The organism is Nostoc sp. DSM 114161 (genome assembly GCF_052692665.1).
On sequence record NZ_CP195141.1, the window covers coordinates 3,175,576 to 3,192,869 of the forward strand.

16 protein-coding genes are annotated in these 17,294 nt (G+C 42.3%); 9 read left to right on the forward strand and 7 right to left on the reverse strand.

The window, feature by feature from the left end; genetic code table 11:
• Positions 1 to 364: 364 nt before the first annotated feature.
• Positions 365 to 1,927 (reverse strand): pentapeptide repeat-containing protein, encoded by a 1,563-nt coding sequence (locus NSTC745_RS13995; RefSeq protein WP_445637676.1) that lies wholly within the window; start codon positions 1,925 to 1,927, stop codon positions 365 to 367.
• Positions 1,928 to 2,042: 115 nt separating this feature from the next.
• Between NSTC745_RS13995 and NSTC745_RS14000 the strand changes: the two genes are divergently transcribed.
• Positions 2,043 to 2,945: an ABC transporter ATP-binding protein gene (locus tag NSTC745_RS14000; RefSeq protein WP_445638604.1), complete on the forward strand. Its 903-nt coding sequence runs from the start codon at positions 2,043 to 2,045 to the stop codon at positions 2,943 to 2,945.
• Positions 2,946 to 2,947: 2 nt separating this feature from the next.
• Here NSTC745_RS14000 and NSTC745_RS14005 read toward each other — a convergent pair whose 3' ends face one another.
• Positions 2,948 to 3,631, reverse strand: a complete 684-nt coding sequence (locus tag NSTC745_RS14005) for a tetratricopeptide repeat protein (RefSeq protein ID WP_445637677.1) — start codon at positions 3,629 to 3,631, stop codon at positions 2,948 to 2,950.
• 809 nt (positions 3,632 to 4,440) lie between these two features.
• On the opposite strand from NSTC745_RS14005, the gene NSTC745_RS14010 reads away from it, so the two are divergent.
• Positions 4,441 to 4,767, forward strand: coding sequence for a YbjQ family protein (locus tag NSTC745_RS14010; RefSeq protein WP_096534469.1), 327 nt, complete (start codon positions 4,441 to 4,443; stop codon positions 4,765 to 4,767).
• A 346-nt stretch (positions 4,768 to 5,113) separates the two neighbouring features.
• Entirely contained in the window at positions 5,114 to 5,737 is a 624-nt protein-coding gene (locus NSTC745_RS14015; protein WP_445637678.1) for a hypothetical protein, read from the forward strand.
• Positions 5,738 to 6,231: 494 nt separating this feature from the next.
• On the opposite strand, the gene NSTC745_RS14020 is transcribed toward NSTC745_RS14015, so the two are convergent.
• Positions 6,232 to 7,080, reverse strand: a complete 849-nt coding sequence (locus NSTC745_RS14020) for a M28 family peptidase (RefSeq protein WP_445637679.1) — start codon at positions 7,078 to 7,080, stop codon at positions 6,232 to 6,234.
• A 268-nt stretch (positions 7,081 to 7,348) separates the two neighbouring features.
• Between NSTC745_RS14020 and dnaK the strand changes: the two genes are divergently transcribed.
• Both dnaK and NSTC745_RS14030 read left to right on the forward strand, forming a co-directional pair.
• Positions 7,349 to 9,424 carry a molecular chaperone DnaK gene (dnaK, locus tag NSTC745_RS14025; RefSeq protein ID WP_445637680.1) on the forward strand — a complete coding sequence of 692 codons (2,076 nt, stop codon included), beginning with the start codon at positions 7,349 to 7,351 and terminating at the stop codon, positions 9,422 to 9,424.
• A gap of 172 nt (positions 9,425 to 9,596) precedes the next feature.
• Positions 9,597 to 10,592 carry a DnaJ C-terminal domain-containing protein gene (locus NSTC745_RS14030; protein WP_445637681.1) on the forward strand — a complete coding sequence of 332 codons (996 nt, stop codon included), beginning with the start codon at positions 9,597 to 9,599 and terminating at the stop codon, positions 10,590 to 10,592.
• 91 nt (positions 10,593 to 10,683) lie between these two features.
• On the opposite strand, the gene NSTC745_RS14035 is transcribed toward NSTC745_RS14030, so the two are convergent.
• Entirely contained in the window at positions 10,684 to 11,289 is a 606-nt protein-coding gene (locus NSTC745_RS14035) for a hypothetical protein (protein WP_445637682.1), read from the reverse strand.
• Between the two features lie 134 nt (positions 11,290 to 11,423).
• Here NSTC745_RS14035 and NSTC745_RS14040 point away from each other — a divergent pair, with 134 nt between their 5' ends.
• The 3 genes from NSTC745_RS14040 (at position 11,424) to NSTC745_RS14050 (ending at position 12,832) form a co-directional block, all read left to right on the forward strand.
• Positions 11,424 to 11,993 carry a J domain-containing protein gene (locus NSTC745_RS14040; protein WP_445637683.1) on the forward strand — a complete coding sequence of 190 codons (570 nt, stop codon included), beginning with the start codon at positions 11,424 to 11,426 and terminating at the stop codon, positions 11,991 to 11,993.
• Between the two features lie 128 nt (positions 11,994 to 12,121).
• Positions 12,122 to 12,394 (forward strand): DUF3143 domain-containing protein, encoded by a 273-nt coding sequence (locus NSTC745_RS14045; RefSeq protein ID WP_096541112.1) that lies wholly within the window; start codon positions 12,122 to 12,124, stop codon positions 12,392 to 12,394.
• A gap of 102 nt (positions 12,395 to 12,496) precedes the next feature.
• Positions 12,497 to 12,832 (forward strand): ribbon-helix-helix domain-containing protein, encoded by a 336-nt coding sequence (locus tag NSTC745_RS14050; RefSeq protein WP_445638605.1) that lies wholly within the window; start codon positions 12,497 to 12,499, stop codon positions 12,830 to 12,832.
• 30 nt (positions 12,833 to 12,862) lie between these two features.
• Here the strand turns inward: NSTC745_RS14050 and NSTC745_RS14055 are convergent, their stop codons facing one another.
• From NSTC745_RS14055 to lysA, 3 genes are all read right to left on the reverse strand, one after another.
• Positions 12,863 to 13,612, reverse strand: a complete 750-nt coding sequence (locus NSTC745_RS14055; RefSeq protein WP_445637684.1) for an isoprenyl transferase — start codon at positions 13,610 to 13,612, stop codon at positions 12,863 to 12,865.
• A complete protein-coding gene (gene cdaA, locus NSTC745_RS14060) occupies positions 13,609 to 14,532 on the reverse strand; it encodes a diadenylate cyclase CdaA (protein ID WP_445637685.1) in 924 nt (307 codons plus the stop codon). Before cdaA ends, NSTC745_RS14055 begins: the two co-directional genes overlap by 4 nt.
• 122 nt (positions 14,533 to 14,654) lie before the next feature.
• A complete protein-coding gene (gene lysA, locus NSTC745_RS14065; RefSeq protein ID WP_445637686.1) occupies positions 14,655 to 16,064 on the reverse strand; it encodes a diaminopimelate decarboxylase in 1,410 nt (469 codons plus the stop codon).
• Between the two features lie 300 nt (positions 16,065 to 16,364).
• On the opposite strand from lysA, the gene rimI reads away from it, so the two are divergent.
• Positions 16,365 to 16,916 carry a ribosomal protein S18-alanine N-acetyltransferase gene (rimI, locus tag NSTC745_RS14070; protein ID WP_445637687.1) on the forward strand — a complete coding sequence of 184 codons (552 nt, stop codon included), beginning with the start codon at positions 16,365 to 16,367 and terminating at the stop codon, positions 16,914 to 16,916.
• Positions 16,917 to 17,294: the final 378 nt, after the last annotated feature.

Sequence of the window (17,294 nt, forward strand, 5' to 3'; positions counted from 1 at the left end):
GCTACCAAGATAGCATTTTCAGCAAATATTTCTCTATCTTCAGGAGGAATAAGATTAAGTTGATAAATAATAAAAACTTAAATAGCCCGATTACCCTACCGGACTTTAGTTTTAGCTCTCCCCTTGTTTTTATCTAACAGGGGGGAGTTTATTTAAAAAAAACGATAATATCTAGCTCGTAGCCCAAGATAAGATTACTTTTAAAGTGAGAATTTACAGAAGATTAATTTCTATAAAATTGAGAAATAATTGGACATTAGTAAAGATTTTGCTTGCAAAAACTATATTTTTTAACTTAAGAATTTACATTATGAAGTTCAGATAGTAGATAAAACTGCACGAGGGCAAAATCAAGTGGGCAATACTACGAATCTAAGCCAAGCTGTACACGTAATTCTCGATCGTAATGGGCAAGTTCCCAATTTTTTGCAGCTTTGATTTGTTCTACACTTAAGTTATAAGCACGTAGTAAGTCAGCTTCTTCTAAGTTAGCATCAACTAAAATAGCTCCTGCCATATTTGTATTGCTTAAATTTGCACGACTTAGGTCAGCTAGCTTAAAATTCGTTTCTGTACAATTAGCTTCAGCTAGAACTGCTTCCTGGAGATTGGCACTGCGAAACTGTACTCCACAAAGCTTAGCTTTTCGGAACGATGTGCAAGATAAATTTGCTTTAAAAAAATCAGTTCCAGTAAAATCTATTTTTGCCCAATAGGCGTTGGCAGCCTGTACTTCAGATAAATCAAGTTCTTGCAAGTTAGAGTCCTGCGCCAGGGAAGTAGTTAATACTTTGCGAACTTTGGGTTCAGATTCGTTAATTAAAGCTACTACTAATATCTGTTTGGTTAAATGAATCAGTTGCTTCTTTCTGTATTCAGGGACATTCCATTCACTAGGAAATTCTTGCAAAAGTGAACCTAGCTTCATCGCTGCTGCTGCACGTAACAATGGTCGCTCTGGTGTAGTCAATTCCTGTATGATGCCTTGGTAAGCTGTATCTACATCTTTGCGATGTTCAAAATCTAGTCGCTTTTGTTCTTTATCAGTTTCAAATTTTAATCGGTCTTGATTTGTCTCTTTTTGTGCAAGAACATAACCTCCAACAGCCCCTCCTACAGTAACAAAAACTCCCAGTAACTTCACCCAAAATAGGCTTCCCGCAGTCTCACTTCTAATTTGTCTAATTTCAGCTGTAAGTTTGTCAATCTCACGCTGTGTTTTTTGTTTTCCTACATCATTTAATAATCTAGTGTCATAACTACTAAGAGAACCTTGCTCTACTACCAGTTGGGAGACAAAAGCATCTCCACCCAAAGCAGCTGCAAGTATATCTGCGGTTCTACCACTACCAGCAATCACCAAGACTAACCTACCAGTATTAACGCTAGAAAATGCGTCCTTAAAGGTAATTTCGCCACCGTTCAAAAGTACTGTTAACGAAGGTGCGCTACAAGATAGCACAGTTGCAACATCAGATATCCAAGGGGACTCATCACCCCAATTATTTCCAGGAACCAGCACAAAATGAGTATGGTTCGGCTCTAACGGTGTCAAATCAGCAGCAACTTCTAACTGATTAGGTAAAGTCACTTTGCTTTCGGGTGTCACACCAATCAAAGTAAACTTAGCACCTATCTGGTTACGAGCTTCACCCATTAATCGCATCGGTCCCCCATCCGTACCTCCATCCACGACATAAGCCCCCAAATTTTCGGCAATGGGGGCTAAAACTTCCACAAATAACCGTTGAATGCGGAGAAATTCAGCTTCACTTATATTACTTGCACCCCCCACCACTACTAAAACCGGACGCGAGTCACTAAGCCCTATTTGCTTAAAAGCATTTGGCAATTCTGCTTGCTGTTCAACTCGAATAGCTAATGCTGTTTGCCCAGTGTCAAAGGTAAGTTTCAAACCATTTTTCATTTGTCAAAAATACTCACTGCCTAAGTTTTCCAGCGTAGAGCTTCGCAGTTATATTCTGCTTCAGATGCGATCGCAATGGTAGTGTTGATCGTGAAATGGTGTGAGCAACTTATCTATGACTGCTGCTGTCTTCCTAGAAAACGTCTACAAGTTTTACAACAACGTCCCTGTAGTCAACGACCTGTCATTCCAAATTGAAGCAGGAGAAATATTTGCTCTACTCGGCCCCAACGGTGCGGGAAAATCTACCACTATTCGGATGCTGACTACACTAACCAAACCTTCCCAAGGACGGATAGAAGTCAATGGATATGATGTAGTCAGCCAACCAATGTTGGCAAAAAAAAGTATTGGCGTAGTTTTGCAACAAGTCAGCGTAGATAATGATTTAACTGTTTGGGAAAATATGGAACTGCATGGGAGGCTACATCACATTAGCAACCCGCAGCGACAACAATTAATTAATCAATGGCTGGAATATGTTGAGCTAACGGAAAAACGTAACGATTTGGTCAAAACCCTGTCTGGCGGTATGAAACGACGGTTGCAAATCGCGAGGGCGTTATTGCATCAACCCCAAATGTTGTTTTTGGATGAACCAACGGTAGGACTAGACCCCCAAACTAGACGACGCCTTTGGGAAATTATTCGGGATTTGAATAAGCAGGGGATGACGATGCTACTAACGACTCATTATATGGATGAGGTCGAATTTTTGTGTGATGCTTTCGGTTCCGCCAAACCAGGACGCATCGGTATTATGGATGGCGGTAAACTGATTTCTTTGGGAACGCTAAAACAACTGCGTTCTACCTACGGTGAAGGTTTGGTGATGAAGCAATTGAATTTATCTGAAATAGGAAGTGACAGCGCCCGGAGTTGGGAATATTTGTTTTTCCCTTCGTTGGAAGAAGCAAATATTTACTTGAATGAACAGCCCGATAAAACCGGAATGATGGTGCGTCCCTCTAACCTGGAAGACATTTTTGTGGAATTAACGGGACGCCAGTTGGATTAATCTCATCCTCCTAACTGCCGCAGCATGGCTTCTACTCTGTCCACCCCATCTAAGTCATTGCGGCGCTTATATAAGTCGCGGGCTTTTTGAAGGGCAGTGTTCGCTTGTTTGGCCTGCCGTCGCTGTTTATACATCGAACCCATCAATTCATAAGTTTGGGCATTGTTTTTATCTAAGCTCAGTGCTTGTTCGTATGCCCAGCCAGCAGCGGTATAATCTCCTAGACGAGATTGAGTTACAGCTAAGCCTAAGTAGGCGTTAACATTGTTACGGTTTAACTGTATGGCACGACGGTAACCTTCTTTTGCCCCGGCGGTGTCTCCCAAATTGGCTTTGATGTAACCGACAGCGTAATAAAAATCACTATTGTTAGGGTTAATTGCGATCGCCTTACGATAAGCCGTTAATGCCGCTTGATAATTTCCTTGTTGAGCGTACAAGTAACCAATACCGGAATAAATTTTAGCATTCTTAGGATCTAGGCTAGCTGCTTGTTGATAAACAGCGATCGCGCCACCATAATCACCTGTATCAACTAACCTCCGCCCTTCTTCTAGTAATTGCTTTAATTCGGGGTTTTTATTTTGCGCCACTAACACCTGAGCCTGAACCGACGTAGGCATAGTAAAAGCAAAACATCCTACTAGTAACACCACACTAAACACAAATGATGTTGGCTTGTACACAGTAAATTTCCTGAAATTTTAGACGACTTTTTTCTTGTACATTAAAACAAAAATGTGGACTTTTGAAAACTGTATTTTTTCGCATTGATTGAGATGTTAATTGTTCATTTGCTGTTTCCTTTACAATCAGCATGAGATAACAGAGTTTTTACTGAATGGTGGAGTCTAAGCTCTCAATAAGCAAAGCAAATTCTTCTACAGATAAATCATTAAAATAATAAAGATTACACTTTTTCCTCAGTGCTTATACGTATTTCCGAAAATTGCAACATGGTCAATCAACTTCCAAGAGGCGATGCACTAATATTTGTAGACAATAAAACATTCATACTTGTTAGTTCTTTTGTTTAAAAATTTGCTGAGTTTGTATCAATTTTTCTCAAATTTTAGCCTTTGATACTAACTTTCGTAGACCGATATCCAGACGTTTAGACACTTTTTTAGTGATTACACGGTAAGATCGCTCGAACAAACAAAATGTTCCTGAAAGTCCTATTTGTAGTTAGACAATACTCTAAAGTAAAGTAGCGATCGCTTTTCTCAATTGTGTAAAACTATATATATTAAGCTTGTCTACAACACAAGATAGTTGTCTAGGTATAAATTACTTTTAATCGCTAGTTTAATCATGTCTACCTAGTTATCAAAAGCGAATAGGTAGAGACACAATTAATGGTTTCTCTATTCACTACTAAACTACGCAAATTTAAATAGCAGAGTTTTTATTCCCAATCTTACTACGCAAATGACTGGAAACATCAAAGCGAATTACTAGATATAATATTGATGCATATTGATGAGGTTAATTTATGATTATAACTACCACGGATGTGATTCAAGGAGCCGTTATCGAATCATATTTAGGGATTGTGACAGCAGAAGTCGTCTATGGAAGCAATTTTTTGCGAGATTTTTTAGCCGGAATTCGGGATATTGTCGGTGGACGCACTGGTAGTTACGAGCGTCTATTTGAACAGGGTCAACGCAAAGCGCTAGAAGAATTAGAACAACGAGCGCAACGTTTAGGAGCAAACGCTGTAATCGGTATTGAAATTGATACTGGCACAATCAATGTTGACCAGTCAGGAGTTTTAATGTTGATTACCGCCACAGGTACTGCTGTGAGAATACGTTAATTTGCGATCGATTCTACTTTTGACAATGTTTATAAAGTTTTGTATTCAGCCTAATTGCAGATACAACTAGGCTACTTTACCAGAGAAATTAATAATTGCGTTTTAATTTAAAAAATTTTACATAAGCATTTTCTGAATAATTATTCAAAAACTGAATTAAGGCTAGATTGTATTACAAGCTATTAAATAAAGAAAGCCTCTTTCTTATGACTAAAGATAGACCTATTAGTTATTTCTATTGATAGATATTAAAAGAGATAATTTAGTTATTTAATTTTAAGCATAGAAGGAACATAAATATACCTGAACAAAAACTTTGCTGGAACAGCACTGGAGAATATAGGCTATGTCATACGTAAATCGAACAGGCAATGAAGCTATTTCTACTGAGCCTGTGGTAGCAGGCCGAGTAGGCGAATATCACGATCTTGTTCGCTGGGGCCCAATTATTGCTGGTTTGTTAGTTGCTTTAGCTACTCAATTAATTTTGAGCGCCATAATTGGTGCTGTTGCAGCAGGTACAGTCGAAGGTTCAGGCGCACCCAGGTCAATTGCTCCCAACGCTGCGGGTAATGCGGGGCTTTGGTCAACCATCGCTTTATTAATTTCCTTATTCACTGGTGGTTGGGTTACAGCCCGTGCTTGCGGGCCAATGAACCGCAATACAGCTCTTCTTAACGGCGCAATTCTTTGGGCAACTACTTTGGCAGTTAGCTCCTGGCTATTGGCAAATGGAGTAAGTGGTGCTTTTGGTGTTGCTGCTTCCAACGCTGGGGAAGTCATAAACCAGGTTGGTACCCCCAATCTACCCCAGGCAAATGTAAGTGCTCAAGAAGCTCGTAATATTGCAGGAAATGTGCGTTCGGGGTTGTGGTGGTTTGTATTTGGTTCGTTGTTGGGTTTAATAGCCTCGATGATAGGATCTGTAAGTGGTGCCCGTAGTCCCCGCACTAACAGTTACAATGCTTGAAGAAGCGAAATGGCAATAAGCGACAGGTAATAGCAATTCAGAGAATCTTTCCAATACATCTATTGTCTGTAGGGCGTACAGCTAGCTGTACGCCCTACGCAATGTATTTGTCGTATTTTTTTAAAAGCACCTTGAAAAAAGGTGCTTTTTGTTTATTATCAGAACTTACGCACTCAGATCCCCAACCCCGTTAAAAAGGGCAGGGCTGTTTCATTCCCTAAAAGACTCTGATTTACAAGCGTTTCAAGCAAAAAAGTCAGGTGACTAAAAAATCTGATTGGGCAATAAAATCGCGATGCCTTTTCTACGAGACGCTCCGCGAACGGCAAGGCTTTGCCAACGCACTTAAATTTACTCGTTAACGTGGTAGCTTTTGTTTTCCCCAATCAAGCAAATTTCTGACTCATACTCTTAGACATTATCTTTAAGAGATCGAATGAAACAGTCCTGCTTTACAAGCGGAGGGTTAGGGAGGGGTAATCGCGTCTCTACCCTTACAATCGCCGAATCCCCATCTCCAAACCTTTACAAACACCGCTAAGAAAATCCAAATCCAAACTTGCAACGGTGTCACTAGGTTTGTGATAATGTGGATTCCGTAAAAATGCCGTATCTGTGACCATCATTGCCGGATAACCCAAATCCCAAAAAGGTGCATGGTCGCTAAGTCTGGTTTGAGGAACTATTAAACCTCTATTTGGTACGGGTAGCCATTGACTAGGTACGCCAACTTTACGAATACTACGACTCATACCAATTAAGTCGCCAATTGTCCGCCAATTGCCAATTAAAGCAATAAAATCGCCGCTATTAGGGTAGAAGCGGTCTAAAAAAGGTGGGTAGCTTTGAGAACCGGCTGTAGAATCTTTATAGCCGAGCATCTCTAGCGAAATCATTAAACGTAACTGTTGCTTTTGTTCGCGCAACAAAGCTGCATAGTCAGCGCTACCCAGTAAGCCATATTCTTCCATATCGAAAGCAACCAACCTTAAGGGATATCTGATTGGTTCGGCAGCAAACTTTCTCGCTAATTCCAGCAATACTGCTACACCTGTGGCGTTATCATCGGCGCCTGGTGTTCCAGGAACAGCATCATAGTGGGCACCAATTAAAATAGGCGGCAAATCTTTTTTTTGCTGTCCAGTTTGGGAAGGTAAATTTAAGATCGAGTTCTTACAAGCTTTACCTCTAACTTGGAAGGTGTGGATTTCCACACTTCCCCATTGGGAAAATTGCTGGCGAATATATTCTTGGACAAAAAAATGGCCAGCTGTTGCTATGTAAGGATCGCGTTCTCGCGCTATCTCGTTGAGGTGAGTTTGTAATCGCTCTGTTAAATTCAAATTTGTGAACTATTTAGCAATTTTATAGATACTCTAAACACAATTAGCTAGATAACAACAATTGAGGCTGCTTGGACACACCAAGCATGGTCAATGCTATCCTAGTCTTGCAACTATCTCGTCTAGCTGAACTTTTTAACTTACTACCTTAATGACGACTATTATACCATTGAGGTGTTTTTACCCTGTAGCACAAAGCTAGAGGTAGTTCCACCCAATCATAATAAATATATAAAACACTTTAGGCACTTTAGGAGAAGAGTAACGCATGGGCAAGGTAGTCGGCATCGACTTGGGTACAACCAACTCAGTAGTCGCCGTAATGGAGGGTGGCAAGCCGGTGGTGATTGCCAATGCAGAAGGAATGCGAACGACCCCCTCCGTTGTTGGCTTTAGTAAAGATGGCGAAAGGGTGGTTGGCCAAATGGCACGGCGACAAACCGTCCTCAATCCCCAAAATACGTTTTTTGCAGTCAAGCGGTTTATTGGGCGCAAGTATGGCGAACTTAGCCCAGAATCCAAGCGCGTACCCTACACGATTCGCAAAGACGAAGTAGGTAATATTAAAATAGCTTGCCCCCGGCTGAATAAAGATTTTGCCCCCGAAGAAATTTCAGCAATGGTGCTGAAAAAATTAGCCGACGATGCTAGTCGCTATTTGGGCGAACCTGTCACAGGGGCAGTGATTACAGTTCCCGCTTATTTTAACGATTCTCAGCGGCAAGCAACCCGCGATGCTGGTAGAATTGCTGGCTTAGAGGTACTGCGGATTCTCAACGAACCAACTGCTGCATCTTTGGCTTATGGATTAGATCGGGGCGACACGGAAACGATCTTAGTATTTGACTTGGGTGGTGGCACGTTTGACGTGTCGATTTTGGAAGTGGGCGATGGTATTTTTGAAGTCAAAGCTACCAGTGGAGACACACAACTTGGTGGCAATGATTTTGATAAAGTAATAGTAGATTGGTTAGCAGAGCAATTTCTGGAAACAGAAGAGGTAGACTTAAGACGCGATCGCCAAGCTTTGCAACGTCTGATGGAAGCTGCGGAAAAAGCCAAAATTGAACTTTCTGCTGTCAGCGTTACCGATATTAATTTACCTTTTATTGCTGCCGACCAAGAAGGCCCCAAACATCTAGAAACTCGTCTCACTCGTTCCCAGTTTGAAGGCTTATGCGGCGATTTGATCGGGCGATTGCGGATGCCAGTTAAACGCGCCCTCAAAGACGCGGGACTCACACCTAGAGATATTGAAGAAGTTGTGTTAGTTGGCGGTTCCACAAGAATGCCAATGGTGAAGCAGCTAGTACGCGACTTGATTGGCATCGAACCGAACGAGAATGTCAACCCCGATGAAGTAGTGGGAGTGGGTGCAGCCATTCAAGCAGGTATTCTCGCAGGCGAACTTAAAGATGTGCTGCTTTTGGATGTTACACCGCTGTCTTTGGGACTGGAAACCATCGGCGGCGTGATGAAAAAATTGATTCCCCGCAATACCACTATTCCAGTACGCCGCTCTGATATATTTTCCACATCAGAAAATAATCAAAATACTGTGGAAATTCACGTAGTCCAAGGCGAACGGGACATGGCAGCAAACAACAAGTCTTTAGGACGGTTTAAGCTGTATGGCATCCCACCAGCGCCACGGGGTATTCCCCAAGTACAAGTGTCCTTTGATATCGATGCCAATGGAATTCTACAGGTAACAGCTTTAGATAGAACTACTGGTAGAGAACAGAGTATCACGATTCAAGGTGCTTCTACCTTGACCGAATCAGAAGTCAATCGGATGATTCAGGATGCTCAAAAATACGCCGATGTTGACCGGGAACGTAAAGAACGAGTAGAAAAACGCACTCGTTCGGAGGCTTTGATTTTCCAAGCAGAACGCCAACTTAGAGAAGTGGCCTTGGAATTTGGGATGCAGTTTGCCCGCAACCGCCGCCAAAGAATTGATAATATTTGCCAAGAATTACGAGAAAGTCTCAAAGAAAACGACGATCGCGGCATTGACCAAGCCTACGCCGACCTGCAAGATGCTTTATATGAGCTAAATCGAGAAGTCCGTCAGTATTACGCTGAAGACGAAGACGACGATTTATTTGGTACTATCCGCGACATCTTCACTGGCGGCGAAAAAGAACGGGAACGCGATTCTTTTAGAGATACATATCGCGATCGCGACTCTTATAGTAGAGACTATAACAGAGACCGAGACTATGGCAGAGACTATAGCCGAGATAATCGTTCTTCCTCCTATGACAATCGTCCTCCCCGCAAATCCCGTCCAAGTTACCAAGATAACTGGGATGATGAAGAAGACAATGATTGGTTGTAGTTTTTGATAAAAGTTAGGAGTTAGGAGTTAAGAGTTAGGAGTTAAAAGTTAAGAGTTAGAAGTTAAAACTGAAAACTGAAAACTGAAAACTGAAAACTTTCAACTCCTCACTCCTCACTCCTCACTCCTCATTCCTTACTTTTAATTGATCTAAAATTTAAATAACTCAGCTATGCAAAATTTGCAGAATTTCCGCGATTACTACGAAATTTTAGGAGTATCTAAAGACGCCTCAAATGAAGAAATTAAAAAGGTTTATCGGCGATTAGCAAGACAGTATCATCCCGATCTCAATCCTGGAAATAAAGCAGCCGAGGATAAATTTAAGGATATCGGCGAGGCTTATGAAGTACTTTCAGATCCAGCCAAGCGATCGCAATACGACCAGTTTAGCCGCTACTGGAAGCAAAAAGGCTTTGCAGGCAATAAACAGACGCCGAAATCTAAAACCTGGCAAACTGGCGCTAACGGTCGCAATGATAAACAAGACGTAGATCCAAGCCAGTTTTCTGACTTTGAAAGCTTTATTAATCAAGTTATCGGTGTCAAAAATCAAAATGGCACAAGTAAATCTAACAACGGTGCTACTAGCGATCCGTTTCGTTCGCCGAGAACAAAAGTTGCGTACAAAGTTAACAACCCACCCCGCACTGCGCGTAGAGACATAGAAGCTCGATTGACTATACCATTAGAAAAAGCTTATCAAGGTGGTAACGAACGCATTCGTTTAGAAGATGGGCGATCGCTAGAAGTTACTATGCCTCCAGCGATGGTTACAGGTCAAACAATTCGTTTGCGAAACCAAGGCGTTGGCGGTGGCGACTTATACTTAAAAATTACCGTTGAGCCTCATGCATTGTTTAAGCTAGATGGTTTCAACATCCTCTGTCAAGTACCTGTGACTCCCAGCGAAGCAGTTTTAGGAGGACAGGTAGAAGCACCCACCCTCGACGGCCCTGTAAAAATGACCATCCCTCCCGGAGTTAGATCTGGTCAGAAATTTCGACTAGGCAACAAAGGCTACCCTAATGATGATGGCAAACGTGGCGATCAATTGGTGGAAATTCAGATAGTTACACCGAAAAATATTAGTCAAGAAGAACGAGAACTTTACGAAAAATTGCGGCAAATTGAAACATTTAAACCCCGTGCTGACTTAATAGGTTAGAGATGAATAGTGAGATAGAATTTCTTGACCGCAAAACAACAGTCTTGTCTGCGTTTCAAATAAACCGAAATTCTAACTAAAATTCAGTTGACTATTGGATGAGGCGGAATTCAAGAGGGAATGTAAATATCTCACCCACCCAAACATCTTCTATTTTGATAATCTTAGGTGGTAGGTAATTGTTTCTTGGCTGCTTTTGCATTGGCATTAAAGAGATAATTCCATCCCCCCAACTAGCTTGCTCCCAGGCAGCATAAGGATTTTCATATATGACATTAATCGAGTATGTACCAGATTCAAAATTGCCATACCACCAGTAGGTAGCATCTTTTCTCATACATACAAACTTCAGTTCATTTTCAAACCATTCAAAATATCCTTCAATTAAGAAAGTCACACTTTCTCCAGGCATCAATAATTTAAAATCAGATAATTCTGGAGATGCGTTTGTGTTAGCATTAGGGCCAAACTGTGGCATCTTTTGGTTGTTTGCTTGGACGAATTCTGGACGCACTACGAAGAGTAAGAAATTACAAGGATTTGCTGTATTATTAGTGATACAAATGCCAAACTGAACCTGAGTTTTAGCATCAGACTGCTTTGGTGGAATTCGCAGTACACGCTCAGGCATCACCGTTTCAAATTGAATTCCATTTACTTGAACGGTATTATTACTGTCTGATTTAAAAGATGACATGCAGGCTACCCTCTCAGCTTCTACTTTTTCATCCGCGTAATCAATACACGTCTTCAGCAATTGACAAACGATTTAAAATATAAAAAATATCTTTGAGCAAAGTGACTCAAACAGCCGTGAATCAAAAAGGGAAAATGGCACAAAGCAGTGAACCAACTTATTACTCCCTGCTAGGACTGCATCCCTCGGCATCCGTAATCGATATTCGTCGGGCTTATCGGCAACTGAGCAAACGCTATCATCCTGATACTACTGAATTGCCTGCTGCTGTAGCTACTGCCAAATTCCAGCAACTCAACGAAGCCTACGCCACCCTGAGCCATCCAGAACGTCGATTAAGCTACGATTTAAAAATTGGCTATTCCCGGTTTGGAGTGATTCAATCACCTGCTGATTTAAATCATCCAGTGTCAGCCTCTTATGACTTCTCAAAATCAGCTTATCTCGATGCGAGCGATCGCCCACTCTCATCTGGCGAAATCTTCGCTTTATTTATGCTGGTGTTAACATTTGTAGGTTGCCTGTTACTAGCAATTGCCATTGGCTTAACTCGTGGTGATGCTGTTTTGCAAACGCATTTACAGCAACCAAACCTATCTGTACAGCAGAATTCAGGAGCAAAGCCGGAGACGCTCCGCCAAGGCGCCACAATTCAGAATGGGTTACGCCCCACTGGGCTAACAGAATTCAGGAATCACAAGTAAAACAGTCTTAATGTTTGACACCAAGCTGAGTTTGTTTACTTTACGCTTCTTGAAGTTTCTTATAATTACCATGACGGTAATTAAATATTAAAAATTAAAAAATTTCCTAATCCAAAATCCAAAATTCTATGTCTCTTCTTCCGCCAGATACCCCCTTGTACAATCATCCCCTGCCACAAATTGAGCAATGGCTAAAAGACCAAGGTTGTCAACAAGATGAAACACAGAGACATTGTTGGCGCGTGCAACGACCGAGTTGGCAAGCTGAACTGTGGCTTGATGTCGAACAAATTGTAGTGCGATATATCCAATCTGCGGAAAACGGGCAAGATATCCAACGCTCATTTAAGTATTCTCTGAGTCGGGAAGATATAGAACAAGCAGTATTTTCTGGGCCATAAGTTAAGTGCTGAGTGCGGCTAGCTCACCGTAAAAAGCCCCAATGAAAAGCGATCGCTTACAATTAGAGTTACTCCTACTCGTCCAAAATCCATGCAAATCGTCTGCCACCTGAAGTAGAAGCCCTAGTTCAAGGTCAACTAACTAGCGGTAAGTATCAGAACGCGCTTGAAGTTATTCTTGCGGGTATAAAACTTCTAGAACAACAAGAAGACATCTATCAAGGACAACTGCAAGACCTTCAACAAGAAGCACGCATAGGGTGGGAAGCTTCCCGACGGGGCGAAGTCGTTGATGGCTCGATTGCAATGGCTCAAATTCGCGCCAATGTGCGTAGTTTACCGCCGCAGGCATCGCGCGCGCTACGGTGTTTCAGACGAAGCATGACCAGTGAGGGAGATAGGGAGATGGGGAGATGCTCTGACGCAAAGAAAAACTAATGCCCAATGCCCCATGCCCCATGCCCTTCTTTAAACTTTCCCAAACCGCCGTTCCCGTTGCTGGTAGGCACACAAGGCGCGGTGAAATTCAGCGCGGTCAAAATCAGGCCAGAGGGTATCGGTAATGTAAATTTCCCCGTAAGCCATTTGCCAGAGAAGGAAATTAGAAAGACGCATTTCTCCACTGGTGCGAATTAACAAATCTGGGTCAGTAATTCCCGCTGTATACAAATGGCTTTCAAATATTTGTTCGTCAATTTCATCAGGTTGTAGTAAACCTTGCTGGACTTGTTTGGCGATCGCCCGACAAGCTTGTAAAATTTCTTGCCTTCCACCATAATTAGTTGCCACTGAAAACCGGATGGCGCGGTTATTTTTGGTTTCTTCCATCGAACGGGAGATTTCTTGTTGGAGCGTGCGCGGCAAGGCCTGTAAATTTCCCACAAAATTAATTTGCACATTCTCTTCAACCATTTCCCGCAGTTCTTGACGTAAAACTTTTTGGAAAAGAGTCATCAAAAAATCTACTTCTTCCTGGGGTCTTTTCCAGTTCTCGGTGGAAAAAGCATAAGCCGTTAGTGCTTGGATTCCCCAATCCTTGCAGCAATGAAGCAAATCCTTGAGAGCATCGACTCCTCGCTTATGACCCATAATGCGTGGTAGACCTTGACGTTTAGCCCACCGACCATTGCCATCCATAATCACTGCAACGTGCTGCGGCAATAGCTCTGGTTTCAAATCAGTGGGCAAATCTTGGAGTTTAGTTTGTTGTAATGTCATTTTTTATCTCGAGAAGCGGTCGATGGTAATCCGAGTAAACGTGAAACCAATGCTAGTGCCTTTCCACCTATCTGACGACCCAAGCTCAAAAGACCAGGGGCAACAGCTTCCCGATCTACCGTTGGGGACAACACAGCCTCTAACGACTCTTTGAGCTTCCTAATTGTCAGCGGTCTATTTAGGGTTCCCCGCTCCGCTAAGGAAATAGAACCCGTTTCTTCTGATACAACGACACAAATGCAGTTTTCGACCCGCTCAGTAATTCCCATTGCCGCCCGGTGGCGTGTTCCCAGCTGGCGCGAGGCTGTGCGTCCCGAAAGTGGTAAAATTATACCCGATGCTATAATCCGCGAACCACGGATTAATGTCGCTCCATCGTGTAACAAAGTTTTCGGCTGAAAAATTGTTTGGATTAGTTCTTTAGAAACTTCCGCGTTTAGCTTTACCCCTGGCACAGAAAAATCCCGTTCATCAATTGGGCCTGTGGTTTCCAAAATTAGTAAAGCTCCTATGCGGTTTTTTGACAATTCTTTAACAGCTTCAACAATTTCATCAATTACACTATCAGATTTGGGGATTGCCAAGCGATCGGGTTGGAAGAGCTGACGAAATTCACCGCGCCCCAATTGCTCTAAAAACCGTCGAAACTCTGATTGCAGAGCAACTGCCATCGCCACAGCACAACCAATCACCAATTTTTCCAAAACAAAATTTAGCAAGGGTAGGCCGAATCTGTTACTTAGTGCTGAGGCTAACATCAAAACAATGAATCCCCGCACCATCCATAGTGTCCGACGCTCGCTAATAATAACTAGTATCATGTACGTCAGCGCCAGCACTAATACAATATCCAGAGTCCCAAGCAGCAAGGACTGTGACCATCCCAGGTTTATCAGCCATTGCTTCCACCAATCTCTCATGACATCTGGATTACACTTTTGCCGCTAATTACAGTTAGTCATTAGTCATCAGTCATTAGTCATTTGTCGTTTGTCCTTTGTGATTTGCAAATGACTAATGACCAATGACCAAGGACAGATGACTAAATTTTCAGTCTTTGGGGTAGGCGATCTTGCCGAATTAAGTCTTGATAAGTTTCACGTTGCAAAATTAAATTTGCTTCGCCATTCGCCACTACCACTGCTGCCGATCGCGGCAAGCGGTTGTAGTTAGATGCCATACTGTAATTGTACGCACCAGTTCCCATAACTAGGAGAATATCTCCCGGTTCTGTCTTTGGGAGTAGGGCATTTTTAATCAGAATATCTCCTGATTCACAATGTTTACCAGCAATTGTGACGGTTTCGGTTAGGGGAGAGGACATTTTATTGGCAACTACCGCCCGATAAACTGATTGATAAGTAATCGGACGCGGGTTGTCTGACATGCCTCCATCAATTGCTATGTAGGTGCGAATTTCGGGGATAACTTTGGATGAACCAATAGTGTAGGCTGTAACGCAAGCTGTAGCAATTAGCGATCGCCCCGGTTCGCAAAGTAATTTTGGCAAGGGTAAATTTTCGGCTGCACAAGCTTCTTGAATTACCTCGCAAATCGGCTTCACCCACTCTTCAATGCTAGGGGGATCGTCTGATTCTACATACTTAATCCCTAAACCACCACCGACATTTAATTCGGTCAAATTTAAACCATACTTCGCCGCATCACTGAACCACTGCACCATCAGAGCAGCTAAATCTCGATGCGGTTGGCGCTCAAAAATTTGAGAGCCAATATGAGCGTGTAACCCTACGCAGTTAAGAACAGATTGTTTACTGACAAAAGTAAATAATTCCTCTAGTTCATTCGGGTCAAAGCCAAATTTACTATCTAGCTGCCCCGTGCGGATATACTCATGTGTGTGACATTCAATACCTGGAGTCAGACGCAACAAAAATCTAGGCTGTAGGTCAGGGGAATTTGCTGTCTCAACAATTTCCACCAAAGTACGTAACTCGTGCCAGTTATCCACCACAATAGTGCAACCGACTTCTGTGGCAAAAATCAATTCTTCACGAGATTTATTATTGCTATGAAGATAGATTTTTTCAGGATTGACGCCTGCTTGCAGCGCAGTGTAAAGTTCACCGCCTGATGCGACATCGATTCCTAAACCCTCAGAAGCAGCGATCGCACAAACAGCGAGACAATTCCAAGCTTTTGAGGCATACAATACTTGAGATTCGCCTTTGTAGTATTGCTTGAAAGTATCTCGGTATTGCTGACAACCCAAACGCAGGGTTTCTTCATCTAAAATATACAAAGGCGAACCAAACTGCTTAACTAGGGTTGTGACATCACACCCACCAATTTCCAAGAAGTCGCGATCGTGAACTCTGGCTGTTAAGGGTAAAAGTTCCTGATTAGGCGAGGAATTTGCTTTGCTGCTGGCCCTTTGAGGTAAATATTGACTTCCAGAATGTTGAACCCCAGTGGGGTGAGTCCATACCATAACTATAATTAATTGTCCTTGTTCAAAATGCTGGGGTGAGTGAGTCTCCCGTTTCCCAGTTTACAAAGGGTTTGTAATCTTATTCAACTCTCTTTAAAAGAGGGAAAAGGGAATGGTCAAGGAACAACATCAAGAAAATTTGAGGCAAGCAGAGGTTTGTTGCTCGTTCGTTCCCTCTTGATGTATGGTCTTGAGTCGTCCGCTTACACTAAACAAACCTTAATGATGGAGTTGAAATCCCCCATCGCAACCCCTGTTGCCTTTTGCCTTTTGCCTATTCCCTGTTCCCTCTTAATAAATGTGAGCTTATTAGACTTAGAAATTCAATTACTCAACAAAGACCATCTAAGTGCATTACTGCAACTAGATGAAGCTTGTTTTGGCGGTCTGTGGACAATGGAGGGTTACCAACGAGAGTTGGACAGTCCCAACAGCGATTTGTTGGGTTTGTTTTCCCCTGTCTCTGGTTCAAAACTGCTAGGAATGGGTTGCTTTTGGTCGATTTTAGAGGAAGCTCACATTACCATTTTGGCGGTTCATCCCCAATATCAGCGCCAAGGTTTAGGACAGGCTTTACTATATTCGCTCATCAAGACAGCGTGCGATCGCGGTTTGGAGCGAGCCACCCTCGAAGTGCGAGCTTCTAACTTAGGGGCTATATCTTTATATCAAAAATTTGGCTTCAAAACAGCAGGCCGCCGTCGGCGTTACTACCAAGATAACGGCGAAGATGCACTCGTTCTCTGGCTCGGTGACCTCCAACACCCAAAATTTCACACAACTTTAGACCGCTGGCATTCTATTGTTAGCGATCGCTTGAGCAAATCTTCTTGGAAGTTGGTTTTTAAATAAAATTGGGCATGGGGCATGGGGCATGGGAAGAATGACTAATGACCGATCGCTAATGAGCTAGCTTCAGCAAAAAAGTGCAACTTTGCTGGCTTTTTACTATTTAAATATCTAATACAAAAAAAATATTTAATATGTATTATGTATATTAATATTTGTGTCTTGAACTAAATCAAGAAAAATGTTAAGAATAAATGTTTGGGATAAAGTAAAAACTCGTAAAATCAACAGTTAACTATTTGTCACAAATCCCAAAAAGGCTGGTGAACTACGGCTCCTCAGTACACTAGCCAGACAAAAGCAGTCAAAAGGTAGTAATTTCCGCATAATCCTAAATCATCAGCTTTGGATGTCTATAATCTGTTATACAGGCGTCCAAAA